The organism is Pseudomonadota bacterium (assembly GCA_039196715.1).
GTDB lineage: Bacteria > Pseudomonadota > Gammaproteobacteria > CALCKW01 > CALCKW01 > CALCKW01.
This window is the reverse complement of record JBCCUP010000068.1, coordinates 1-24,144: the sequence shown is the minus strand read 5'-3', so window position 1 is coordinate 24,144 and position 24,144 is coordinate 1. Positions and strand designations below refer to the sequence as shown.

19 protein-coding genes are annotated in these 24,144 nt (G+C 64.4%); 10 read left to right on the top strand and 9 right to left on the bottom strand.

Annotation, left to right across the window (positions count from 1 at the left end; all coding sequences use genetic code 11):
• From AAGA11_18265 to AAGA11_18255, 3 genes are all read right to left on the bottom strand, one after another.
• The coding region (locus AAGA11_18265; protein MEM9604815.1) for a DMT family transporter at window positions 1-711 on the bottom strand (711 nt) is incomplete at its 3' end.
• A gap of 859 nt (window positions 712-1,570) precedes the next feature.
• The gene (locus tag AAGA11_18260; protein ID MEM9604814.1) at window positions 1,571-2,461 is read right to left on the bottom strand and encodes a CobW family GTP-binding protein; all 891 of its coding nucleotides are present in this window, start codon (window positions 2,459-2,461) and stop codon (window positions 1,571-1,573) included.
• On the bottom strand, window positions 2,458-4,107 hold the full coding sequence (locus tag AAGA11_18255) for an amidohydrolase (GenBank protein ID MEM9604813.1): 1,650 nt from the start codon (window positions 4,105-4,107) through the stop codon (window positions 2,458-2,460). The genes AAGA11_18260 and AAGA11_18255 overlap by 4 nt, the downstream gene beginning before the upstream one ends.
• Before the next feature lie 301 nt (window positions 4,108-4,408).
• On the opposite strand from AAGA11_18255, the gene AAGA11_18250 reads away from it, so the two are divergent.
• The 4 genes from AAGA11_18250 (at window position 4,409) to AAGA11_18235 (ending at window position 9,159) form a co-directional block, all read left to right on the top strand.
• Window positions 4,409-5,983 (top strand): ABC transporter substrate-binding protein, encoded by a 1,575-nt coding sequence (locus AAGA11_18250; protein MEM9604812.1) that lies wholly within the window; start codon window positions 4,409-4,411, stop codon window positions 5,981-5,983.
• A 63-nt stretch (window positions 5,984-6,046) separates the two neighbouring features.
• A complete protein-coding gene (locus tag AAGA11_18245; protein ID MEM9604811.1) occupies window positions 6,047-7,024 on the top strand; it encodes an ABC transporter permease in 978 nt (325 codons plus the stop codon).
• On the top strand, window positions 7,021-7,890 hold the full coding sequence (locus AAGA11_18240) for an ABC transporter permease (GenBank protein ID MEM9604810.1): 870 nt from the start codon (window positions 7,021-7,023) through the stop codon (window positions 7,888-7,890). Before AAGA11_18245 ends, AAGA11_18240 begins: the two co-directional genes overlap by 4 nt.
• 180 nt (window positions 7,891-8,070) lie before the next feature.
• Window positions 8,071-9,159 carry a GAF domain-containing protein gene (locus AAGA11_18235; GenBank protein MEM9604809.1) on the top strand — a complete coding sequence of 363 codons (1,089 nt, stop codon included), beginning with the start codon at window positions 8,071-8,073 and terminating at the stop codon, window positions 9,157-9,159.
• 17 nt (window positions 9,160-9,176) lie between these two features.
• Here the strand turns inward: AAGA11_18235 and AAGA11_18230 are convergent, their stop codons facing one another.
• The 4 genes from AAGA11_18230 to AAGA11_18215 form a co-directional block, all read right to left on the bottom strand.
• Entirely contained in the window at window positions 9,177-10,193 is a 1,017-nt protein-coding gene (locus AAGA11_18230) for a protein adenylyltransferase SelO family protein (GenBank protein ID MEM9604808.1), read from the bottom strand.
• 28 nt (window positions 10,194-10,221) lie between these two features.
• Complete coding sequence (locus tag AAGA11_18225; GenBank protein MEM9604807.1) at window positions 10,222-11,742, bottom strand: aldehyde dehydrogenase family protein; 1,521 nt, start codon at window positions 11,740-11,742, stop codon at window positions 10,222-10,224.
• A 194-nt stretch (window positions 11,743-11,936) separates the two neighbouring features.
• Window positions 11,937-13,406 carry an FAD-dependent tricarballylate dehydrogenase TcuA gene (gene tcuA / locus AAGA11_18220; protein ID MEM9604806.1) on the bottom strand — a complete coding sequence of 490 codons (1,470 nt, stop codon included), beginning with the start codon at window positions 13,404-13,406 and terminating at the stop codon, window positions 11,937-11,939.
• A 184-nt stretch (window positions 13,407-13,590) separates the two neighbouring features.
• Window positions 13,591-14,415 carry an iron-siderophore ABC transporter substrate-binding protein gene (locus AAGA11_18215; protein MEM9604805.1) on the bottom strand — a complete coding sequence of 275 codons (825 nt, stop codon included), beginning with the start codon at window positions 14,413-14,415 and terminating at the stop codon, window positions 13,591-13,593.
• Window positions 14,416-14,627: 212 nt separating this feature from the next.
• On the opposite strand from AAGA11_18215, the gene AAGA11_18210 reads away from it, so the two are divergent.
• Genes AAGA11_18210 through AAGA11_18200 form a run of 3 tightly spaced genes read left to right on the top strand, consistent with a single transcriptional unit; the run spans window position 14,628 to window position 17,425 of the window.
• A complete protein-coding gene (locus AAGA11_18210) occupies window positions 14,628-15,605 on the top strand; it encodes an iron ABC transporter permease (GenBank protein MEM9604804.1) in 978 nt (325 codons plus the stop codon).
• A 19-nt stretch (window positions 15,606-15,624) separates the two neighbouring features.
• Window positions 15,625-16,635, top strand: a complete 1,011-nt coding sequence (locus AAGA11_18205; GenBank protein MEM9604803.1) for an iron ABC transporter permease — start codon at window positions 15,625-15,627, stop codon at window positions 16,633-16,635.
• Complete coding sequence (locus AAGA11_18200) at window positions 16,628-17,425, top strand: ABC transporter ATP-binding protein (protein MEM9604802.1); 798 nt, start codon at window positions 16,628-16,630, stop codon at window positions 17,423-17,425. The genes AAGA11_18205 and AAGA11_18200 overlap by 8 nt, the downstream gene beginning before the upstream one ends.
• Before the next feature lie 234 nt (window positions 17,426-17,659).
• On the opposite strand, the gene AAGA11_18195 is transcribed toward AAGA11_18200, so the two are convergent.
• Together AAGA11_18195 and AAGA11_18190 are read right to left on the bottom strand one after the other, a co-directional pair.
• A complete protein-coding gene (locus AAGA11_18195; GenBank protein MEM9604801.1) occupies window positions 17,660-19,810 on the bottom strand; it encodes a TonB-dependent receptor in 2,151 nt (716 codons plus the stop codon).
• Window positions 19,811-20,220: 410 nt separating this feature from the next.
• Entirely contained in the window at window positions 20,221-21,879 is a 1,659-nt protein-coding gene (locus AAGA11_18190) for a vanadium-dependent haloperoxidase (GenBank protein MEM9604800.1), read from the bottom strand.
• 726 nt (window positions 21,880-22,605) lie between these two features.
• On the opposite strand from AAGA11_18190, the gene AAGA11_18185 reads away from it, so the two are divergent.
• The 3 genes from AAGA11_18185 to AAGA11_18175 form a co-directional block, all read left to right on the top strand.
• Entirely contained in the window at window positions 22,606-22,746 is a 141-nt protein-coding gene (locus AAGA11_18185) for a hypothetical protein (protein MEM9604799.1), read from the top strand.
• A 376-nt stretch (window positions 22,747-23,122) separates the two neighbouring features.
• Window positions 23,123-23,506, top strand: a complete 384-nt coding sequence (locus tag AAGA11_18180; protein ID MEM9604798.1) for a hypothetical protein — start codon at window positions 23,123-23,125, stop codon at window positions 23,504-23,506.
• 68 nt (window positions 23,507-23,574) lie between these two features.
• Window positions 23,575-24,144: DUF2796 domain-containing protein (locus AAGA11_18175; GenBank protein ID MEM9604797.1), on the top strand; the 570-nt coding region annotated here is incomplete at its 3' end.

Sequence of the window (24,144 nt, the reverse complement as noted above, 5' to 3'; positions counted from 1 at the left end):
GCAGACACCCATCACGATGAAAAACGGCAGATCGGCGAGTTCCGGCACCGTCCACGAGCGAAACAGAAACTGCAACGACGCCGAATCGAACTGATCGAAGCGGCCGTCGCCGATGCCGAGGCCGATTGCGATCGAGGTCAGAAGAAAAGTGAACTGGATGTAGAACGTCATGGTCAGCGCGGCTTCCGTGCCCCCGATCAGACGCGTCAGCATGTGCAGGCTCGCATAGCAGACTGCAGCGATCATGGGCAGGAGAGCGTAGGGCGTGAACGCCGAGGTGCCGGGCTTGACCATGATCAGCACGCCGACCAGGCCGATCATCACGGCGAACCAGCGGCGTGGGCCGACCTTTTCGCGCAGGAACACCACCGAGAACACCGTGATCAGGAGCGGGCTGACAAAGAAGATGGCGACCGCGTCCGCCAGACCGAGCTCGGCGAGGCCGAGAAAGAAGAACCCGTTGGCGAAGACGACGCACAGCCCACGCGCAATGTGCGGCACCGGCCGTTTCGTTTTGAGCATCGGCACGCCGCCCATGAGTGGAAGCAGGACGGTCAGGATGATCACCAGGCCGATCGCCGAGCGGAACAGCGTGAGTTCGTGCAGCGGGTAGTCGCCACTCAGCCACTTGACGGTGAGGTCGTTGAAGGAGAAGCAGAAAACCGCGGCGACCGCGCACGCTGCCCCCATCAAGGCGGTGCGCGTCTGCATGGACAGGGGCCGTCGTGGTGGTGTCCCAGTCTGGGGTACCGGTGTGTGGCGCGCTGTCGGCTGCGCGACGCCACTGACGCGTTGAGACTATCGGTGCCGCTCGGTACGTGATGCTTTTGTGGGAGCCGCGTGCTCGTGAAACGAGACACGGCGAATACGGCGGGCACGGAGCGTGTCGTCGACGTCGCTCCGTCGGCGTCGTAGGGCGGGAGTCTGGTGTTCCCTATTGATGTCCGAGCCTCAGCCATTCGCGCCTGCTTGCTGCGCAAGGCAGACGCTCCCACTAGTAAGTGGTCGCTTCGTGGGAGCTGCGTCCTTGCAAAGCAAGACGCGGCGAATGGACCCATCTCTGGACTGCGTCTGTTCGCCCCGGGGTCGTAGACGCGTCCCTAGTGTCGCGCTTAGATATCCGAACCGCCACATTCATGCGGCCTTGCTACGCAAGGCAGACGCTCCCACGGGCGTGGAGCTGAAACTGTGCCGCGGTTTTGTGGGAGCCGTGTCCTCGTGAAACGAGACACGGCGAATACGGCGAGCACGGAGCGTGTCGTCGACGTCGCTCTGTCGGCGTCGCAGGGCGGGAGCCTGGTGTTCCCTATTGATGTCCGAGCCTGAGCCATTCGCGCCTGCTTGCTGCGCAAGGCAGACGCTCCCACAGGTATGTGGTCGCTTCGTGGGAGCTGCGTCCTTGCAAGGCAAGACGCAGCGAACAGCCTTATCTCACGTCTGCGTTTATTCGCCCCAAGGTCGCTGAAGGGTGCCTCGCAGGCGCGCCCCGCGTGTCGCGCTTGGACATCCGAACCGCCACAATCACGCGGCCCTGTGCAAGGCAGACGCTCCCACAGGCCTCAGCGTACGCTTAGGCGGCGGCGAAAAGCGCGTCGAGCCCGGCGGTGTCGAGCGCACCGCGAAGGCCGATGCAAACGATCTCCGACGCCACGTCGCCACGGTAGGCTTCGACGCGGGCCCGCGCGCCCACTGTCTGGACAAGCTGCGTGTCGCCGCGCGCGTCGGTGACGAAGCCCTTGCCGCGGATGACGCCATACCCGCCGGTCGCGATTGCCGCGGCCAAGGCCTGTGCGTCGCGGTTGCCGGGCACCGCATACACCCGGCTTTCGTAGGCTGCGTCCGCGTGTACCGCGTCGGACGCCACCGCCGCCGCGCCGTGTTGGCCGAGCACCACGGCGTTCGGCACGCGGCCGTGGGTCGCGCGCACACAGGCCGCCGACGCGTTGACCTCACCGAGCCAGCCGTGCACGGCGGCGGCCCGGTCGGCATCAACGAGGTCGGTCTTGGTCTGGATGATCAGGTGGGCGTCGTGCAACTGGCGCAACGTGGTGTCGCCGAGGTACTCGTCCTCGGCGTGGCGCTGCACGGTCTCGCTGTCAGCCAGCACGACGATACCAGCGAGCGAGAAGCCCGCAAGCAGACCGAGGCTCGCGCCGATCGCACCCGGCATCGCCACCCCCGAGGATTCGATTACCACGTGGTCCGGCTGCGGCTCGCGCGCAGCGAGCGCGATCATCGCCTCGGACAGATCGGACCCGAACGTGCAGCAGATGCAGCCGCCCGCGATCGAGATGAGGTCGTCGCTCTCGGCAATGATCAGGTCTTCGTCGATCGGCAGCGCACCGAATTCGTTGACGAGAATGGCCAGGCGTTGCCCTGCGGCGTGCCGAAGCAGATGGTTGACCAATGTGGTCTTGCCGGCGCCGAGGTAGCCGCCGACCACGGTCACCGGCAGCGTCACGGTTCCAGCTCGCTGGCGGCAAACACCCTGCCCGCCTGCACCGTGCCCCAGACCCCGATGTCCTTGAGCTTGCCGGGGCTGACCGCCGTCGGGTCGGCCTCGAGCACGGCGAAATCGGCGCGTTTGCCGGTCTCGATCGACCCGACCTCGCCGTCCAGGTGCAACGTGTAGGCCGCGCCGAGCGTGATGGCATAAAGCGCTTCGGCCACCTTGATGCGCTCGCTCTCGCCCTGCACCCGGCCGGACGCGGTGATGCGGTTGACCGCCGCCCAGGCGGTGAAGAGCGGGCCGAGCGGCGTGACCGGCGCGTCCGAGTGGATCGCGAGTGGCACGCCGGCGTCGAGCGCCGTGCGGCAGGCGTTCATGCGTGTGGCGCGGTCCGGCCCGACGGTGAGCCGGTAGTGTTCATCACCCCAGTAGAAATGGTGGTTGGCGAAGAGGTTGGCGCACAGCCCGAGCTTGCCCGCCTGGCGAAACTGGGCTGCGTCGGCCAACTGGCAGTGCTGGATGGTGAAGCGGTGATCGGGGTTCGGGTGCGCCTGAACCGCGAGCGCGAACTTCTCCAGCAGCAGCTGCGTGGCCTGATCACCGTTGGTGTGGACATGGACCTGCACGCGGGCCTCCAGCGCGCGCGTGAGAATCTCCTCGAGCTGATCAGGCGCGATATACCAGAGGCCATTTGGCGCGCCGTTGTGGTAGCCCGGCCAGCGCAGGCGCGCCGAGAAACCCTGGATCGAGCCGTCGGCGACGATCTTGATCCGCCCCATGCGCAGCCGCTCTGTCGAGCGCGACTTGAGCGACAGCACCTCGCTGACGAGGTCCTCGGGTGAAAGCCCCATGAAGAACCGGAGCGGTACCAGGCAGATCGGGTAATCGTCTTCGCCGGTGACCCGCAGCATCATCTCGACCGTCTCGGGCTCCATGCGCGAGGCAAGGTCGGTGATGGTCGTGGTGCCGGTGCGCACGCAGAGCTTGGCAAAGTTGCGCAAGCCGGCCTCGTCCGCGTCGAGCATGCTGCGCGCGAATCCGACGTGCTGACCGACCGGCGTCATCGCCTCGGGCCCCTTGAGTTCGCCGGTGGGCAGCCCGTCCTCGCCGAGCGGGATGCCCGGGTGTTCCACCCCGGGCTTGAGCAACCCGGCGAGTTCGAGCGCCCTGGAGTTGACGTTGAGGATGTGCCCGGACGCGTGCAAGACGCCAACCGGGCGTTCGCGCGAGACGCGGTCGAGGTCGGCCCGGTTGACCCGAACGTTGTCCATGTAGATCGGGTCGAGCTGCCACCCCGACACCGGGGCCTCGGGGTCCTCGAGCGCCTGCGCCGCGATCTGAAGACGCTCGATCACGGCGTCGATCGACTTGAGCCCGTCCCAGACCTGACCGTCGGGGTCGGCTCGGTCGAACCACCCGCAGTAGACCTTGGCCCAGAGCGAGCCCTCCATGGTGTGCGCGTGGCCCTCGACAAACCCCGGCATCAGCACCTTGTCGGCAAAGCGGTTGTCGAGCGTGTGTGCGCCCCAGGATGCGACATCCTCGAAGGACCCGGCGCTCAGGATGCGACCGTCGCGCACCGCGACGTGCGTCGCCTCGGGGCGGCTCGGGTTCATGGTGATGATCTTCTTGGCAACGTAGACGGTGGTGTCGGACATGGCGCTCTCGAGGGGTCGACCCGAATCAGGATTGAAACAGCATCGGGCAGCGATGGGTAGCGCTTTGCGCACCGGGCCGCCAAATTACCGTCGTCACGCGACACTGCCGAGTGGGCGCGGCCCGAGCAGCGCCTTGCAACCTTGCATTTGCCATCAAAGACAGAGACCCTGAGATGGATCCGGTCGCGAGGTCGGTGCACCCCCCGACGCAGGCGTGAACCTGCCGGGGCAAACGGTTTTGGTTTGGTGGTGGCTGGGGTAAGGTTCAACCAGCACACCAGACACCCTGTGGAGGAACATGATGAAACACTACATGAAGGGGCTGGTCGCCTCGGCCGTGCTTGCGGCGGTGGCCGTCAGTGGCCAGGTTGCGGCCGAACCCGTGCGCGGCGGCACACTGGTGACCGTGCTCGGCTCGAACGTGCGCAACCTGAACTCTGCCGTGCAATCGGGCATCGTGACCGGCTACCCCGGTGCACAGCTTTTCGCGTCACCCTTGCGTTACGACGAAGACTGGACACCGCAGCCGTACCTCGCCGAAAGCTGGGACATTTCCGACGACGGCCTGACCGTGACATTGAACCTCGTCAAGAACGCGAAGTTCCACGACGGCGAGCCGCTCACCTCCGAAGACGTCGCATTCTCGGTCGACGTGATCAAGGCCAACCACCCGTTCAAGTCGATGTTCGCCCCGGTCGAGAGCGTTGAAACGCCCGACGCGCACACCGCGGTGCTGAAGCTCTCCAAGCCGCACCCGGCCCTGATGCTCGCGATGTCCGGCCAGTTGATGTCGATCATTCCGAAGCATATCTACGGCGACGGTGCAATCGAAGACGTCAAGGCGCACCCGCGCAACAATGAGAACACCGTCGGCTCCGGCCCGTTCAAGCTCGTCGAATACAAGTCCGGTGAGCACGTCATTCTCGAGCGCTTCGACGACTTCTTCATCGAAGGCCGCCCGTACCTCGACAAGGTCGTGATGCGCATCATCACCGACCCGGCCGCACGCGCCATCGCCTACGAGAACGGCGAGATCCACATGGGCGCGTTCGAGTCGCTGCCGCGCATCATCAACCGCCTCAAAAAAGTCGACGGCCTGACCGTCACGTCGGAAGGCTACGGCGGCATCGGACCGCTGGACTGGCTGGCAATGAACACCACCAAGGGCCCGCTGGCAGACGTGCGTGTGCGCCAGGCCATCGCCTACGCGGTCGACAAGAACTTCATCATGAAGGCACTCATGCAGGGCACGGCCGCCGAGTCGCGCACCGGCATCCACCCCGACAGCCCGTTCTACAACAACGACGTCGAAAACTACGCAGTCGACCTCGACAAGGCCAACGCGCTGCTCGACGAAGCCGGCTTCCCGATGGACGGCGATTCGCGCTTCGGTCTGACCATCGATTTTGGTTGGCCGGGTGTCAAACCGCAGGTCGAGTACGTCAAGGCCGCGCTGAAGAAGGTGGGCATCGACGTGGAGGTGCGCGCAAGTGCCGACTTCCCGACCTGGGCCAAGCGCATGGGCACCATGGACTTCGACCTCAGTTGGGACACCGTCTTCAATTGGGGTGACCCGGTGATCGGCGTGCACCGCACCTACGACAGCACCAACATCGCCAAGGGCGTCTGGTCCAACACCCAGGGCTACGCCAACGAGCGCGTTGACGAGCTCATGGCCATGGCGGCGGTCGAGTCCGACCCGGCGAAGCGCAAGGCGCTCTACGACGAGTTCCAGGCGATCATCGCGAACGAGGTGCCGGTCTACCACGTCAACACGCTGCCGTACCACACGGTGTACAACAGCAAAGTGGGTAACCCGCCGCTCGGCATCTGGGGCACGTCCACGCCCATCGACATGACCTACCTGACCGAGTAAGTCCGTCGCGACGGCACCGGCGGTTTGTCGCCGCCGGTGCCACCGCCGTCAGAGACACCGCCCTTGTCCTTTCTGCAAAACCTGTTTGTCAGACTCTTCTACGCAGCGGCTTTGCTGATCGCGGTGTTGGTGCTGAATTTCTCGCTCATGCACCTTGCCCCCGGTGACGTTGCCGACACCATCAGCCAGTCCATGGGTGGCGCTGACAAGGAACTGCTCGATCAGATTCGGGCCGACTACGGTCTCGACCAGCCGTTTCTGGTGCAGCTCGGCCGCTACGTCGGTGGCGTTTTGCAGTTCGACCTCGGTCACTCGTTCTTCTACAACCAACCTGTGACGCAGCTGATCCTCGAACGGCTACCGGCCACGCTGCTGTTGGTCATCTCCGCGCAGATGCTGGCGCTGATCATCGGCGTGCTGCTCGGCGTGATGTCGGCACGCAAACCGAACGGCATCACCAGCCATGTCGTCACCTTCATCGCATTGTTCGGGTACTCGGCGCCCGTGTTCTGGACGGGCATCCTGCTGCTGATCGGCTTCTCGCTGCAGATCCAGTGGTTCCCCGTGGCCGGCATGCGCGATGTGACCATTTCTGGCGGCTTCTGGGTGCATTTCCTGGACGTGGCGCGGCACCTCGTGTTGCCCATGATCACGCTGTCGTCCATTTTCCTCGCGCTCTACTCCCGCCTGGCAAGAGCCACCATGCTCGAAGAACTGAGTTCCGACTACGTGCGCACAGCCCACGCCAAGGGCTTGAGCGAACGGCGCGTGGTCTACCGTCATGCGCTGAAAAATTCACTCTCGCCGGTCGTGACGCTCGCAGGCTTGCAGTTCAGTGCCGTGATATCAGGCGCTGTCCTGGTCGAGACGGTGTTTTCCTGGCCCGGGCTTGGCACGCTGGCCTTTCAATCGATCATCGCGCGGGACACGCCCACCATCCTCGGTATCCTGTTTTTCTCTGCGCTGGTCGTGATCGTCGGCAACCTCATCACGGACACGGTTCTGCAGTGGATCGACCCCCGCATCCGAGGTCGTCAATGAGCGCGGCCTCCGGACTCCACGAGAGGCAATCTCCGGTTGCGCTCGCGTGGCGCGCCTTTTTGACCAACCACGCTGCGGTCGCGGCACTGGTCGTGCTTGTCGTGATCGTGATCAGCGCGGTCATCGGGCCAGTGCTGTACCCGACCGATCCCTTCGAGATGGTGTGGGCGCCGTTCAGCCCACCGGGACAAGAGGGTTTTCTTCTCGGTACCGACTACCTTGGCCGCGATCTGCTGGCCATGATCATCAACGGGGCCCGGGTGTCGCTGTTGATCGGGCTCTCTGCTGCGCTGGTGTCGATTTTCATCGGTGTGAGCGTCGGCGCACTCGCAGGCTTCTACCGAGGCTGGGTTGAAGAGGTGCTGATGCGCATCACCGAGTTTTTCCAGGTGCTGCCGACACTGTTGTTCTCGATGGTGTTGGTGGCCCTCTTCGGCGCGTCACTGCCGATGATCACCTTCGCCATCGGGGTGGTGAGTTGGACAGCCGTCGCACGCATCACACGCTCGGAGTTCCTGCGCATTCGCGAGCTCGAATACGTCAAGGCCTCGCGCTCGACCGGCGCGTCCAACGGCAAGCTCATGTTCCGGGTCATCCTGCCTAACGCGCTGCCCCCAATCATCGTGCAATCGGCACTCATGGTGGGCTCCGCCATCCTGTTCGAGGCCGGCTTGTCCTTTCTGGGACTCACTGACCCGAATGTGGTCAGTTGGGGGCAGATCATCGGCTCGAATCGACAGTACATCCTCGACGCCGGCTACACCGTGACCATCCCGGGCGTCGCGATTTTCATCACCGTGCTCGCGATCTCGCTTGTTGGCGACGGGCTCAACGACGCATTGAACCCCAAGCTCATGCAGCGTTGAGCACAGCGCGCTCGATGCCAGCCCACGCACGCCGAGAGCGTGCTGCAACAGCGGCGCGACGCAAATAAGTGCCGCTTCACCGTTGCGCAAAGCGCGCGACACGCACTATATTGCGAATAAGACTCGTTCCCATCTGCGCTGCAGCGCGCTGCGCCCGTCCGGGTCGTCTGGAAATTCGCAATGGACCGTTCCTACCGCACGTGGTTGACCGAACAGCGCGATGCCGCCGAGCACGGCTGGCGGTGCTTGGTGCACGACCGGGGCGGTGACGCGGCGGACATCCGCGCCGAGATTGCCGCCTCCTGGGACCGTAGCCAACGCGCTCACCCGCCCGCGCCGGTGAGCCACGTGCCCGTTGACGATGCCGCCGACGTGCGCGCGTCCTGGCGCGCCTCGCCGCTTTACCGGGCCTACCGGGCGGCCAACGCCGAGCTCGACGAATTGGCGCTGAGCGGCGGCTACGTTGCGGCGCTCGCCGACGCCAGCGGCAAACTGCTCTGGACCCATGCCAGCAATCACATGCTCGACCGCGCCGAATCAGCTCACTTCACCGCGGGCGGACACTGGGGCGAGCTCAGCGCCGGCACCAACGCAGTCGGGCTGGCACTCGCACGGCAGACCTCGGTCACGGTGTTTTCGGCGGAGCACTACCAACCCTGGCTGCACGATTGGGTGTGTTACGCAGCGCCCATCGTCCACCCGGCGACCGGCGAGCTGCACGGCGTGCTCGACCTGTCGACCACCTGGACACGGCACACGCCTATTGGCCAGCACGCGGTCAACGAACTGGCCCGTCGGATCGCCCTCCACCTGCCCGATGCCCACACACCGGTCAGCTTGCAACTCTACGCACTGGGTCGTGCACGTGCGCTGCTGCACGGCAAATGCTTGGCGCTGAGCCCGCGCCAACACGAGATTCTCTGCCTGTTGGCCTTGCACCCCGATGGCCTCGGATTGGAAGCCTTTCACGCCAAACTCTACGGCGACCGGCGGGTCCGCCTCGGCACCTTGAAAGCCGAGCTTTCGCATCTTCGGCGCCTGCTGCGTGGCGGCATCGGGTCCAGACCCTACCGCTTGACGCTGCCTTTCGAAGCCGACTTCATCGAGCTCACACGCCACGTTGCTCGCGGCGACACCAGCGGTGCATTGCAGCTGTACCGCGGCCCCCTGGCACCCGGGTCGGACGCACCCGGTCTGGTGGACATGCGCCACAACCTCGACGTGCAGATGCTCCGTATCCTGCCCGAGCACCACGCCGCGCGCACCTGAGCTGCGCCCGATCGCGATCAACTCACCCAATCGGCCAACGCCGACCGGTAAATCGGGGTGTAATTGTCGAGTGCAGCGTGCAACGCCGATTGCGCGGCAAGCGGCGACAACGCGGCCGCCAACACACGGCAATTCCACCACCCCGTGAGCGCCTGGTTGCCGAAGGCGAAGCGTTCGGCGCGGTCGTCGGGGTGCACCACGGTCGCATCAACCACTCCCTCACCCAGCCGGCCGTGCGCGGCATCCAGCGTGACACCGACAATCGACTGGTTGTCGGTGTTGGGCACACCGTGTACGAAGCGCACGGCCTGCCAGGCCGCGTAGAGTCTCGCGGTGCGCGCGACCACAGCGTCGAAAAACCGCGCGACGGTGTCCGCGTGGCCGGCACACTCGGGGAAGTGACGGGGGATCACATGGTCACACAACCGTTGCAATGCGGCGTGTCGCCCGAGGCGGAAATGCAACTCGAAGCAGCCAAAGCGCACAAAACTCGGTGCGGTCCGGCACAATAACGCGACAGGCTCCAGTCGCCCCCCACGGTGGACCTCGCGCACGCCTGTGACCACCAGAAGGCCGCGGGCGGTTGGCACGCCCAGCCGCTGCAATGCACGGTAGGTGTCAAATTCGGCGACGCATTCGCGGGTGCCCGCCCACCCGTCGCCCCGGCTCGCAAGGGCGGTGCGACCCACGCCTTTAAGACCGATTTCAACCAGCCCGTCCGGCCCTGCACATTCACCGAGCTGCACCACGCGGCCGTCGCCAAGCGCCGCGTTGAACCGGCCAAACTGGTGCCCGGCGTAGTCGAGTGCGACGGGCCAGCTGCCGCCGGGCCAGGTGCCCTCGACCAGTTGAGCGGCCAAGGCGCGGGCCGACGCCGCGGTGTCTGAGGCGCGCATCGTACCCAACTCCGCACGCACCACCTCGATCGACGCAAAGGCATCCGACAGTGCCGTCGACGCCTGCCACGGCACCACGAGGGGCTCGCCCAACTCGGCGAGCCCCGGAGAGAGGCGCGGTAGCGGTGTGTCTGACATCGATCCGCGGCCGCGCCTTGTGTCTCGCTCAGAAGAACCCGAGCGGACTGGTGCTGTAGCTGACCAGCAGGTTCTTGGTTTGCTGGTAGTGCTCGAGCGCCACCTTGTGCGTCTCGCGGCCGATGCCGGACTTCTTGTAGCCACCGAAGGTCGCGTGCGCCGGGTAGAGGTGATAACAGTTGGTCCACACGCGACCGGCCTGGATACCCCTGCCCACACGGTAGGCCCGGTTGACATCACGCGTCCAGACGCCCGCGCCGAGTCCGTACTCGACGTCGTTTGCGATTTGAATGGCCTCGGCCTCGTCCTTGAACGTGGTCACCGACACCACCGGGCCGAAGATCTCTTCCTGGAAGACCCGCATCTCGTTGCTGCCTTTGAGCAGCGTGGGCTCGACGTAGAAGCCCTGGTCGAAATCGCCACCGACAGCCGCCTTGCCGCCACCGGTGATGACCTGCGCACCCTCGTCACGCGCAATCTGCATGTAGCTCATGATGCGGTCGTATTGCTCCTGTGAGGCCTGGGCGCCGACCATGACCTCGGTGTCGAGCGGATTGCCGCGCTTGATTTGCGCCGAACGCTCAACCACCAGGTCGATGAACCGGTCGTAGATGTCCTCCTGTACCAGCAGCCGCGACGGGCAGGTGCACACCTCGCCCTGGTTGAAGAACGCCAGCACCGTGCCCTCGACGCATTTGCTGAGGTAGTCATCCTCGAAATCGACAACGTCGGAAAAGTACACGTTGGGCGACTTGCCGCCGAGCTCGACGGTCGAGGGAATCAGGTTCTTCGCTGCAGATTCGAGGATGATCTGACCCACCGGCGTCGACCCGGTGAATGCGATCTTGGCGATCCGCGAACTGGTGGCGAGCGCCGCACCGGCTTCCTCGCCGTACCCGTTGACCACGTTGACGACACCGTCGGGCACGATGTCGGCAATCAGCTCCATGACCAGCAAGATGGTCGCCGGCGTCTGTTCTGCCGGTTTGAGCACGACGCAGTTTCCAGCCGCCAGTGCCGGTGCGAGTTTCCAGGCCGCCATCAGGATCGGGAAGTTCCAGGGGATGATCTGGCCGACCACGCCAAGCGGCTCGTGGATGTGGTACGCCATGGTGTTCGCGTCGATCTCGCCGAGCGAGCCCTCCTGCGCACGCACGCAGCCGGCGAAGTAGCGAAAGTGATCCACCGCGAGCGGGATATCGGCGGCGAGGGTTTCACGCACGGCCTTGCCGTTGTCCCAGGTTTCGGCAACGGCCAGCATTTCGAGGTTCGACTCGATGCGGTCGGCGATCTTGAGCAACATGTTCGACCGTTCGGTGACCGAGGTCGCGCCCCAGGCGTCGCGGGCCTTGTGCGCTGCGTCCAGCGCCAGCTCGATGTCGGCACCCTTCGAACGCGGTATCTGACAGAACGGCTTGCCGGTCACAGGCGAGACGTTGTCGAAGTACTCACCGTCGACCGGCGCGACCCACTGGCCGCCAATGAAATTCTCGTAGCGGTCCTTGAAATGGACCACGGCATCGGGTGAGTTGGGGTTTCGGTATTGCATCAGCGCCTCCGCATCTTGGCTGGTGAAAATGGGCACGACTCACGGCCACACGGCACCCTAGCGCTGCGAAGGTTGGAATAAGGTAGGTGGCGGTCAGTCAGGCACGTGCACAGCGCCTGGACACAACGCCCAAAGGCACGACAGCGGCGCGCGCGCCGCTGTCCACGCCCGTGGAAACAGCAACCGAGAACCCGTCAGTCGGCGGCTGCACCCCGACCGGCACGACGGCCGAACACGGCACCGGACGTCAGGCCCGACCCACCGGGATACCCACCGAAAAACACGCCACCGACCATCTCGCCGCAGGCATGCAGCCCGGCTATGGCGGAGCCGTCCTCACGCAACACGGCGCCGTCGTCGTCGATCTTGAGTCCGCCGTAGGTGAACGTGATACCGCCGGTGACGGGGTAGGCACGAAAGGGGGGCGTGTCGAGTTTTTGCGCCCAATTGGACTTCGCCAGCGGCAGCCGTGCGGCCTTGCCGTCGAGCACGGACGGCTCGAAGGGCACGGTGTCGTCGACCGCCGCGTTGTAGGCGTCGAGCGTGGCTTGCGCGGCGCGGGCATCGACGCCCTCGAGTTGTTGCACGAGCGCCTCGAGCGACTGCGCCTCGACGTAGCTTGCATCGTGGAAGTGGTACTCGCCGTAGAGCAGGTCGAGCACCTTGGCGTCGAAGATCTGCCAGGCAAAGTGGCCAGGCTGCTCGAGCACGGCGCGACCGAACTGGGCATAGGTGTAATTTCGGAAATTGATGCCCTCGTCAACGAACCGCTGTCCCTCCGCGTTCAGCATCACCCCGAGGAAGTAACAGATCTTGCGGTAGTTCTTGCGCTCCTTGGGCGGCAGGTCGAGGTTGCCGTTCGGCTTCATGTGCAGGTCCATCGGCGTCGCGTGGCAGCCGTCGAAGCGACCGTGACGCACGGCGCCGAGCGCCAGCGCCATGCGCAAGCCGTCCCCCGTGTTGTGCGGTGTACCCCGCACCTGCGCGGCCTGCCAATCGTCGCCGATGTAATCGGCCCGCAGTTGTGGGTCGGATTCGAAGCCCCCACATGCGAGCACCACGGCGTCTGCCAAGAGCACCTCTTCGCCAACCTTGACCCCTACAACGCGATCGGATTCCACCACGAGATCGGTCACCGGGGCGTCGTAGCGAATTTCACCGCCGAGGCGCAGGTAGGCTGCACGTTCGAGCTCGAAAAGCCCGACCCCTTCGTTGCGGGCTGCGAGGGTCAGGCCACCCCAGAACACGTGCCGACCGTCCTTCTCGAAACTCTGACGCGCGTAGATCGGCTCAAACTTGACGTCGTGTCCGGCCAGCCAGCGCATGGCATCGATCGATTCACCGACAAGAATCTCCTGCTCTGGCGACAGCGGCTGGCCCTCGTTGAACCCCAGCAGGTCGTTGCCGAATTGCGTCGCCGTGTAGGCACCGAAGTCGGTCCTTTCGAGCTTGGGATCGTCTGGGTCGTGCAGCAGCGGCAGCAGATCCTCCGCGCCTTCGTAGGCGAAGCGCATGGCGCCAGCGGTGTACTGGGTGTTGCCACCGGCAAGTTCGACCGGCGCCTTTTCCAGCATCAGCACCGCGGCCCCCCTTTCAAGCGCGGCGATCCCCGCACACAGGGCGGCGTTTCCGGAACCAACGATGATGACGCGACGGGATGGCATGAGCGGTGTCCTGGCGATGGGGTTGGCGATTCACGTGGTCAACGCGAGTGACGTAAAACGCCAAGTTTACCATTCCAGCCTGACACAGAGCTTGCACAGCAGCCGATCGCACCGCGGTCCGACTCTGCTCCCGTGCGCTCGGCCCACCCGGAACGCCGTCGCCCCGAAGGTTGTGCGCCAGCTGCTACTGCAGCGTCACCCCGTAGACCTCCGCGATGCTCTGCAACATGAGCTCGGCAGCCAACATCCCGCCGGCGGTGTTCCAGATGGTGTCTTCCACCGCGTGCACGCGGCCCGCTTGCACGGCAGTCAACGACTGCCAAAGCGGGTCTTCCAGAACGCGGTTCGCATTCTTGAGGCCCTTGCCGTCACCCGAGTCCCAGGTGAAGTGAAAGATACGATCGCCGTCCATATCGGGAATACTTTCTCGTCCGACGCGCAAGGCAAACTCGTCCACATCCTGGTTGGCCGGCCGGGCAAATCCGACCTGGTTGAGCATCCAGCCAGAGAAACTGTCTCTCTGGTAGATGCGCAAGTGACCGGGTAGAAACCGCACTACGGACACTTTCTCGTTCAATGCATCACCGAGCGCGTCGGCCAGACCTTGGGTCCGTTGCACAAACGCATCGAGCGCTTCCTGCCCGACTTGCTCCCGATTCACGGCCTTGGCGTACAGCTTGAAGTTGTGCGTCCAGTCGCCCCGCAACCGGGCACTGAGGACAGTCGGTGCGATCGACGACAGTTGTTCGTAGATTTTCTCCTGACGCTGCTTGTTGCCGATGATGAGATCGGGCTCGAGGGCCGCGAGCAATTCGAGGTTGATCGCACTCTCTTTGCCGACAGCCTCTACCCCTTGCATACGCTCGGCGATGTGCGCATACCACGGGTCGCCCTGCCAGGAGTTCGCGGCGGCCACCGGCGTGACACCGAGTGCGAGCAAAGCCTCTGTGCCCTCGTTCGTCAGAATGGCAACCCGCTGGGGGTTTTCCGGCACGGTGGTGACACCCATGCTGTGCTCGATATCCCGCGCGACCGCGCCATGAACAACCAGGCACAGCGACAAACAGATACCCGCAGCTAACCTACGCAGGGACATGATGGCTACCTATGAATGAGAATCATTCTCAATTATAATCGCCGCTCCCATCATTGTCACGGCCCCAACGGCGCGCGCTTGCGAACGGAGTTCGACCCGATTGCGCGCTTGGTCAGGGCCCCGCCATGAGCCGAACCGACACGCGCCGACGGCTGATTCTGTCGCTCTGCATCCTGACTGTGGCGTGGGTATCGCTGCACGTCGGCATTCGCTTCTACCCGCCCGGCACTGTGTGGCAGGCGCTCGTCGGTGATGCATCGAGCACCGCTGGCATCATCGTCGCCACGGTGCGCGTCCCGAGCAGCCTGCTCGCCATTGTCGTCGGTGCTGCACTCGGCATATCGGGGCTTGTCTTACAGTCGGTTGTGCGCAACCCGGTCGCCGAACCCGGCCTGATCGGCGTCAACGCAGGCGCTGCGTTGTTCGTGGTGTGTGCAGTGGCGCTGTTCGGCGTTGGCGATCTCACGCAGTTGGCGGCCATCGCATCGCTGGGCGCCTTCGTCGCCGTGTCTGCCGTGTTCCTGCTGGTGTTGTCCATCGGGCCGAACGCCTCCACAACCACAACGCTGCTCGCCGGTGTCACCGTCTCCGCACTGCTCGCGGCTGGCACGCAGACTGTCATCATCCTGAACGAAGCGTCGCTGGAGGAACTCATGTTCTGGCTCGCCGGCAGCTTTGCCACGCGCTCTGTCGAGGAGGCAATGCTGCTGCTTGTGGTGGTGGCACCCGTGACGTTGCTGCTGTTTCTGTGGGCACCGGTGCTGGACGTACTCACGACAGACGCCGACACCGCGACGGCGTTGGGTGTGCGGGTGCACCGAGCGCGACTCGGCTTCATTGCCTTGGTTGCGGTCCTCGCGGGTGCGAGTGTCGCGCTGTGCGGTCCCATCGCGTTCGTCGGACTGGTGGCCCCGCACCTCGCGCGCATGCTGGGCGAGAGGGCGCACCGCGGCCTGATCATTGACACGGCCTTGATTGGGGCCTTGTTGGCCTTGGTTTCCGACGTCCTGTCCCGATTCGTGATTTTCCCCACCCCCGCGCCCGTCGGGACCGTCATGGCGGTCATCGGCGTGCCCTTTCTCGTCTACCTGCTGCGCAAATGAGAGGCGTCTGCGCGGTGACATGAGTTCTCGAAACCAGACAATCCTGTTGGCACTGACGCTGTCATTGGTGTGCCTCGCGATCGCGGGACTCGCACTCGGCAGCTCGTTCATGCCGTTGGACCGCGTTGTCTCTGCGGTGGTCGGGGCCGGACGTCGCGCTGACAGTATCATCGTCTGGAACATCCGCATGCCACGGTTGTTGCTTGCGCTGCTCGCAGGTGCGTGCCTCGGCTTGGCCGGTGCATGCTTGCAGTTCGCTGTACGCAATGCTTTGGCGTCACCCTCCATCCTCGGTGTGACCGACGGTGCAGCGGTCGGCGTGCTGGTGTTCTTCCTGGTGTTTTCGGACGAGGCAAACGCATTGACCGTCTCCATACGTTGGCAGCCGGTCTTCGCCATCCTCGGCGCGGGCCTGGCTGCAGCGCTGGTGGCTGCTCTGGTTGCAACGGGACGTCGGCACCGGAATGACGTCGTGCTGTACGGCATTGCGGTCGGTGCACTGGCCAGTGCCGTGTCGGTTACCTTGATCATCAAGGGCCCCATCTACCAGGCCAGTCAGGCACTCATCTGGATGGCGGGTTCGGTACACGAGGCAAGCTGGCGGGACGTCACGGTGCTGGCGGCGTTTGCCACACTGACGATTCCGATGACCTTGCTGCTCAGCCGACCGGTCGGGCAGTTGTCCCTCGACGATGCGTCCGCGGCGAGCACGGGCGTACCGGTGGCGTTGGTCCGCTTTGGCTTGGCCGCAGCCGCCGTGTTGCTGACCGCTGTTGCCGTGAGCTTTGCCGGGGCGATCGGCTTTGTCGGGCTCATCGCGCCGCACATGGCACGGCTGCTGACACGGGCTCAACCACTGGCCATGCTAACGGGCAGCGTGCTGTTGGGCAGTGCCATCGTGCTCGCCGCAGACCTGATCGCACGCCTCACGTTCCAGCCGTTGGAGATTCCCGTGGGCGCGATGACCGCGGGCATCGGTGCACCGTACTTTTTGTGGTTGCTGTACAGGAGTGGAAAACCCCGTGCCTAGCCAAGCGAACGAAAGCATCATGCGGTTGAATGTGGAGCGCGCCGGCTACGGCGGTTTGCCGGTGTTGCGCAACCTGCTGCTCAGTCTGACCGCGGGCGAGATCACCGCATTTTGCGGCCCCAACGGTTCAGGCAAGTCCACCGCGTTGAAATTGATGCGCGGTTTGCTCTCGGCAGACGCCGGGGGGTGCGAGCTGCACGGCAAACCCATCGAAGACTACAGCGCCAAGTCACTGGCACGCGAACTGGCCATGTTGAGTCAGTCCCCGTCAGCGCCGGAAGACATGAGCGTGTCGGATCTCGTGATGCTGGGACGCTACGCGCACCGCGGCCTGCTCGGATCGGCCACCCGTGAAGACAGGGACGCAGCCGACGCCGCGTTGCACTCGGTCGACATGCACGCTCACCGCGAGCGCAGTCTCTCAACCCTGTCAGGCGGCCAACAACAGCGCGTCTGGTTGGCAATGGTATTGGCCCAGGCCTCGCCCGTGATCTTGCTGGACGAACCGACCAATCACCTCGATATTCAACACGCGTTGCAGCTGCTTCAGTTGCTCAGGGACCTGTGCAACTCCCGACACAAAACCATCGTGGTTGTGTTGCACGACCTGAACCTCGCTGCGGGCCACGCCGACCGTCTGGTACTGTTCCAGGACGGACGCATCGCCGCCGACGGTCCCGTGGCGGACGTGCTGAGCGAGTCGACGGTTGAGCGGGTGTTCCAGGTACACTGTCAAATCGTGCGCAACCCGAATGAGCCTCCACGGTTCATCCCCATCCGCGCGCTGTAGAGCCCACTGTGCGTTTGCCAGCACCGCTGCCGCCGTCGGTGGGGGTCGCACGTGTGTCGGCTGAGCCCGAGCGCGACGATCGCAGTGCGCGCCCGGGAAAGGCCAGCGCACTGCCAGGCCGGCACATACTGAAATCCGGTGTGGATCGGCGCTGACGAGAGGGTCACACTTGCAGCGTACGTGGCGTGCAGGCCCCGGGCAATGCGCTCCGGGGCCGCACAACCCATCACCGCCTCAGAAGCGCTTTGCCAACCGCACGGACAGGGTACGGCCACGCCCTGCAAAGTACGAGTCTGCCCGTTGGGTTGCCTGCGCCTGTGAGAAGTAGGTGATGTACTGCTTGTCGAACAGGTTGTCGACTCCCAGGCTCAGGTCGCCGTAGCGGGTGTTCATCGCATACGACACGTCGGCGGTCGTGAATCCCTCGAACGAGAAGCCTGTGCCGCCCAACACCTCGAAGTCCCGGTCTTCGAGGTGCGACACCTGCACGCGCAGCCGCGCGTTGTTGCGGAACTCGAACAATCCGAAGACGTTCAGGCGGTCCGGGGCGATGTTCAGTCCGTCGAGGTCGGTGTCGAGCGAGCCGTCGTTGTCGGTATCAACCCGACCATCAGACTTGTAGTAATTGAATCCGATCGACGAGTTGTCGGAGACGAAGTACTCACCGCTCAACTGGATGCCGTCAATGCGGGTTTTCTCGCGGACAACGTCGAAGATGTTGTTGGCATTGAGGTTCAGGCGCGAACCGAAATCACTGTCGGACTGGAACCAGGTCAGCGAGACAACGCCGTTGGCGGGTCTGTATTCAACACCCACCTCCACGTTTTCAGCGATCACGGGCTCGAGGTTGATCAGCGTGTCCACGTCCTGGCCCGGCACGTTGACCGCGCGCAGCACGCGTCCCACATCGGGCATGGTGAAACCTTCGGAAAACGCGGCAAAGGCGCCGAACGTCGGCGTCAGGTCGTAGAGCACACCGGCATTGACCAACGTCTCGCTGTAGTCGGGGCTACCTCCGCTGACGGGGGTGCTGTTGGCGGCCGCAATGGTGACAAAATCATCGACTTTCAGGCTTGCATTTTCAGCCCGTACACCCCCGGTTAGCTGAAGTCTGTCATTGGGCGTGTAATCTGCCTGAGCGAACACGGAGACGCCTTCGAGCACCGTCTCCGGCACCCACTCGCGGTCGCTTCTCGCGAGCACCTGGGCGCTGGCATCGCGCTGGTAGTCGGCACCGATGGACGGAGACAGACCCGCGACGCCACCCGCGTTGTCCCACGTTTGGGCGATCTTCAACCCGAACTTCTCGGATTGCACTTCGGATTGATCGAGGAACGGGTCGCCGGCGGGTGTCAATCGGAAGAAACCGCCGAATTCACCGCCTTCGAACAGCGCTGAGAAATCCTGGTAGTAGGCCTGCGTGAACAGCTTGCCGCCAGCAAAATCCGTGTTGTCGTAGTTGAGCGTCAGCGTGGTTACATCGTTCTTGGCCGGGTCACCTACATCGACAGGAGCACCCGCTTCCGAGGTGGTTGGCACCCCGTTGGTCGGGTCACCGTCGACGCTGCGGAATTCGTGCTTGCGCTCCAGATCGAAGCGGTTGAGCATCACCTGATACCGCTGGGTGTCTGACGGCTCGTGCCCGAGTTTGAGGTAGATGTCGTACTGCTCGGAATCCATGATGTCGCCCTGGGTCGGGTACAGGCCGACAAAGTTGTCGTCTCCATCGTAAAACATGCCCCGGTCGTGGAACGACAAGCCGCCGGTGAAATCCCAGGGGCCGGACTCGATACCACTGAGGAACGTGATCTTGGATGACAGGCCATCGCCGGAGAAGCCATCGTCCGTCGTGAGTTTCAGCGCCGCTTCGCTCTCCCACTCGCCCTCTTTCCCGATGCTCTTGGTGACCAGATTCACGATACCGCCCGTCGCGCCGATCCCCTGGATCGCGTTCGAGCCGTGAATCACCTCGACACGTTCGATGAATTCCGGGTCGATGGTGTGGCCATCGCGCGACCCGTCGCGCAAGGGGTTGTGCTGCGGCACGCCGTCGATCAGATACAACGGGTTGCGACCGCGCAGGGTTTCAGCCCGCCCTGTGAGTTTCTGTAGATCCGGGCCGAACCCCGGCACGGTGTGCTCCAACACACCCGGCACACTCTCGGCGTTCAGGCGCTGATCGGCGAGTTCTTCCTCTTCGATGATGGTGACCGTGCCGGGAATGGCGCTCACCGGTTTTTTGGTGCGCGTGGCCGTCACGACGAGGTCGTCCAGATCGACCGCCTCGTCGTTGGCCAGTGACCGTGGCGCGTGCACCGTGAGCCCGGTGGCCGCGACGACCGCCCCCAGGGTGACACTGCCCATCACGCGGAACTTCATGTACATCACACGACTCTCCTGTGTTCGCTGTGGATCTGCCCAGTTATGCGAATGGTAATCTAAATGATAATGATTATCATTAAAATTAGACGATTGTGATTCACAAACGCGGAGACGCCCGCTTGTCGATGAACGACTGGGCGGATTACGTGGGATTCGCTGTCATGTGACCGGCAGCCCCTAAGGACGCCGACGCAGTGTGCCGTCGGCCGTGCGCTGTCGACGGTTTCGGCTTGCGCGTTCGAGCTGAGCCTCGACACCAACGGATGGCGAGGCGACGCCTGCTGTCAGACCGAGCGGGTTGGCGTCACTGCGTCGTGCCGGGTGCCGGTGCCTCGGCGCCCTGCCCGATCGCGGTCACGGTTAGCCGAGCACGTTCCCGTTGCAGGGCACCCGTCCGGTTGCGCACTGGCGTTTCACCGGGTGATGTGGCCGCTCCAGTACTGTTCGGCCAGTGCGTACGCCTGCTTTCCGACGGATTCGCCGATCGCACGACCGCGCAGATCACCGTCCTGGATGTGGATTCCACCGTAGAGCCGCGAGAGGCCGGCCTCATCTGCAGCGTCGTAGAACGTGTTCCACCGCAGCGTGACGGTGGTCGCGGGCGAAGACTCGAACAGGTTGGTGTTCGGGTGCTGGATGTGTTCGCCGAGCAGGTCCTCGAGTCCGTCACCGTTGGTGTCTTGCAGCGTGGTTGTGGTGCCGTCGTAGAACTGCGCCGTCCCGGTGAAGGCCGTCAGGACCTCGGCTGCTGCGCGGCTGAAACCGCTGTGGCCCGAGGTGTATTCGGCAAACGGGGGGGTCACGAACGTGACGTCCTGGTACGGACGCCAGTCGGCCCCGTCGATCGCGATCACGCCGAGGTCCGGGCCACCCCAGGCCGCCACCGTGGTGCCGGTGTACTTGTGCTTGATGCCGCTCACCGGGCGTATGTAGTCGTACGCGCGCTTCGCCTCCCAGGTGGCGATCCCCGCATCGAGCAACGCGGCGTTCAGCGCAAAGTACAACCGCACCTCCTCGCCGATGTCGTGGTAGTCGCGAATACACACGCCGTGTGCGAGTTGATTCCAGTGTCCCGGTGGCGACTCCGATCGCGGCCCGTCAGCCCAGAACTCAGCGATCACCTTGTGTTCGTCGTTGAGGTTTGCGCTGTACGCCAGGACTTCATCCACCTGCTGGTGCCAGGCTTGATCGTTTGTCATGGTGTTGCCGAGCCCGTCCGTGTAGGGCGCGCTCGACCCGTATTGCGGCGGTGGGTCGGGCCGAAACTGGTCCCCACTGCTCAACGCAAAGGGACGCACCGCGCCCCAGTGGGGGGTGAGAAAGGTCTGGTCGTCGTAGGTGGTCGGATCGAGATCATCGACTTCCGGAAAGCCGTTCACGTCGAGGCGCGTGCCATTAGGCACCCGAATCGGGGTCCAGCGATTCGGGTCAAAACCGGGCTGCCCGATGGCCGTGGCGGCAGTCGGGTCGGCGCTGTTGGATGGCGTGTACAACGCGGGATACTGCGTTGACACCACGTCGACGTAGTTGTTTTCGGCGTTCGAAAGATCGTTGTCACGGTTTGCCAACGCCGCCATCGCCGCGAGGTAGCCGACACTGGCCGGGGAATCACCCGCGGTGTCGGTGACTGCGGTGAGCGCGTATGACGCCAGCACCGCGTCGAATCGGCCGGTGTTGGTGTGGTGATCCGGGTACAACCGGGTCAGCGCGTGGAAGGCAGCGTGGCTGACCGCGGCCTGCTGGTTGGCCACGGTGTGCTCCTCGGCAGGGCGCCGGTAGCTCGGCAGCAAGGCGTAGGGTGTTGCCGTTGCATCGTAAGCCGTCCACGCGTCGTACATGGCGACCGACGCGATGAACATCTCGCGCGTGATCACGGTCGGACGCACCGTGCCGCTGCGAATGGCGACCAGCATCTCCTCGTTCCACTGCGTGGCGACGCCCATCGTGCGTTTCGCCAAGCGCACTTCACTGACGGTGTCCACGCAGGACAGCAGCAGCACCGCTGCAAGCGACGTCAGGCACAGCCTGGCAAGCGTCTGAAGGGACTGGGCGCGTACGTGTTGTCTGTTCATGGTCTTCGTCTCGGTGAGCTGCCAACAACCCGCGACGAACAACACAACACCGCCGCTACACCACGTCAAAGCAACCAAAGCGCCGATTGCAGCCCCCTCCACGACGGCAAACCAAAAAGACCCGCTTGAGCGACCTGCTTGAACCGCGGCCGACGCACGGCCCGCGGGGCGACTGGTGCCTGCGGGCACCGCAGTCCACAACATCAGGACAGCGTTTTATCTCTGTCTTTCAGTTATTTAAGAGGATTCTTGAGGTGGCACATCGGCCGCCAACACAACACGCCGGCGGGCCACTCGCTGCACGCAACGGCAACGTCACCTGGCCTGCCAACGACATCCGTGGTTTCCTGTACGTAACCCTCACGGCAAGCACGGCACGGCCGGTGTGGGCAAAGCCTCGCAGGGCAACGGCAAGTTTTCGTCCCGTGCACTGGACCACCTGAGCCACGTGGCTGCCCGGAGCAGAGTTGGACATCGAGCTCCTTGGGGTCGCTTCGGTCCCTGCCTGAGTCTGGTGTCCGCGCCAACCAGGACGATGTAGCTGCACCAGCCATTCGCCGCTGCTTGGATCGTTACCCGACACGCGGTGTGGCTCGCGCGCCAATGAATCCGCCATCACTGACCGTGTGCGCCGAGCCCGGCTCGGCGCTCGACGTCGCCGTGCAGGTGTAGATCCTCAACCTAATGCGAAAGCGCATGGACGATTAGCCCTGACCTGCCGCTTCCATGAGCCACGACCTCGGCGTCGACCAGCGCATGTCGGACAGCATCGCCGTGATGTGCATGCGCAATGTGGTTGAACACACGGACAGGCAGAGCCTCGTCGGCAACCCACTGCACCCCTGCGTCCGCTGTGCAGCGCATTGACAGACACCGCCGTACCCGGCAAAGGCGCATCCTGACCCCAATTGCGCCGCCCGGCCCGGTGAACCCGTCGCCCGGCTGCTGCTGTACGATCCGGTATCCAACCACAGAGACGCGTTGAACACCCGCCGAACCGGCGTTGACCAACGCAGAGCCGTCGTGCCCGACAGCGTGCCATTCGGTGGGTACGTTTTCTGAGCCACTGCGCACCGCACAAGCCACCTACCATGGGTGTCCACGCGGCAACGCCCCGCTCGGCCTGCGCGCTGCTGCTAATCTTGGCACTCGACGTGCGACACGGCCCTCACCGGGTTGAACATCAGGGCCGCGTGCGCCTCTGATGCTGTATCGACCCGCTTGCCCAACGCCGAGCCACACCATGGTCCACCGCAACCGCACCGCCTTGCGCCGCAGTCTCGCACTGCTGTTGGCGCTGTGTGTCGCGCTGTATCAGACGGCCATCAGCGCGCACGACCTGTTGCACTGGCACGCGCACTCGCACACGCTCCACGAGGCGTACCCGACGTTTGCCGAACACCTGGTGCCACGTGCCGAGGACGACCACGACGACGCCTGGTTCGAGCAGCTGCTGTGCACGCTGACCGCCAACGGGGCGGTGGCAAAGGCCTGCGTGCCGTTTGCCGACGCCACGTGGCCTCCGCAGCTGGCCGGGCTGCAGGCGCTCGTGCTCGCGCCGCGGCTGGCGACGCGAACGGCGTGGCGCGCGTTGCCCCCCTCCCGCGGCCCCCCGGGTCTCCAGTAGGACCTGTGCTGCGTCGGCCACCCGCCGGGGGGCGACGCGAGATCACTTTCTTTCACTGGATACGGAACATGAAAACCAAACTGACCTGTGCGCTGGCAGCGGCGCTCGGCACCTCGCCCGTGTGGGCCGAAACCAAGGCCCTGGACCCGCACGTCCACGGCATCGCCACGTTGCAGCTGGTGCAGGAGGGCAGTGAACTCGCGATCACGCTCGACAGCCCAGCGGCTTCATTGATCGGATTCGAACACGCTCCGGAAACCGACGCGCAGATGGCTGCCGTCGAGCAGCTTCGGGAGAAACTCGAATCCTTCTCCGGCGCGTTTTTGATCAACGCTGCGGCGGGCTGCGCCGTGACCGAGTCGGACGTCGCGATGCTCGCCCAAATGGACCACGACGACCACCATGATGACAAGCACGGTGACGAGCATCACGAGGACGAACACCACGACGAGCACAAGCACGGCGAGGAGCACCACGAGGACGAACACCACGACGAGCACAAGCACGGCGACGAGCATCACGAAGACGAACACCACGACGAGCACAAGCACGGCGAGGAGACCCACGAGGACGAACACCACGACGAGCACAAGCACGACGAGGAGCACCACGAGGACGAACACCACGACGAGCACAAG

Coding starts and splice junctions, on each gene's coding strand:
- AAGA11_18255 (MEM9604813.1), bottom strand. CDS start 4,107: ATGTCCGACACCACCGTCTACGTTGCCAAGAAGATCATCACCATGAAC.
- AAGA11_18250 (MEM9604812.1), top strand. CDS start 4,409: ATGAAACACTACATGAAGGGGCTGGTCGCCTCGGCCGTGCTTGCGGCG.
- AAGA11_18240 (MEM9604810.1), top strand. CDS start 7,021: ATGAGCGCGGCCTCCGGACTCCACGAGAGGCAATCTCCGGTTGCGCTC.
- AAGA11_18235 (MEM9604809.1), top strand. CDS start 8,071: ATGGACCGTTCCTACCGCACGTGGTTGACCGAACAGCGCGATGCCGCC.
- AAGA11_18230 (MEM9604808.1), bottom strand. CDS start 10,193: ATGTCAGACACACCGCTACCGCGCCTCTCTCCGGGGCTCGCCGAGTTG.
- AAGA11_18225 (MEM9604807.1), bottom strand. CDS start 11,742: ATGCAATACCGAAACCCCAACTCACCCGATGCCGTGGTCCATTTCAAG.
- tcuA (MEM9604806.1), bottom strand. CDS start 13,406: ATGCCATCCCGTCGCGTCATCATCGTTGGTTCCGGAAACGCCGCCCTG.
- AAGA11_18215 (MEM9604805.1), bottom strand. CDS start 14,415: ATGGGTGTCACCACCGTGCCGGAAAACCCCCAGCGGGTTGCCATTCTG.
- AAGA11_18210 (MEM9604804.1), top strand. CDS start 14,628: ATGAGCCGAACCGACACGCGCCGACGGCTGATTCTGTCGCTCTGCATC.
- AAGA11_18205 (MEM9604803.1), top strand. CDS start 15,625: ATGAGTTCTCGAAACCAGACAATCCTGTTGGCACTGACGCTGTCATTG.
- AAGA11_18195 (MEM9604801.1), bottom strand. CDS start 19,810: ATGTACATGAAGTTCCGCGTGATGGGCAGTGTCACCCTGGGGGCGGTC.
- AAGA11_18190 (MEM9604800.1), bottom strand. CDS start 21,879: ATGAACAGACAACACGTACGCGCCCAGTCCCTTCAGACGCTTGCCAGG.
- AAGA11_18185 (MEM9604799.1), top strand. CDS start 22,606: ATGAGCCACGACCTCGGCGTCGACCAGCGCATGTCGGACAGCATCGCC.
- AAGA11_18180 (MEM9604798.1), top strand. CDS start 23,123: ATGGTCCACCGCAACCGCACCGCCTTGCGCCGCAGTCTCGCACTGCTG.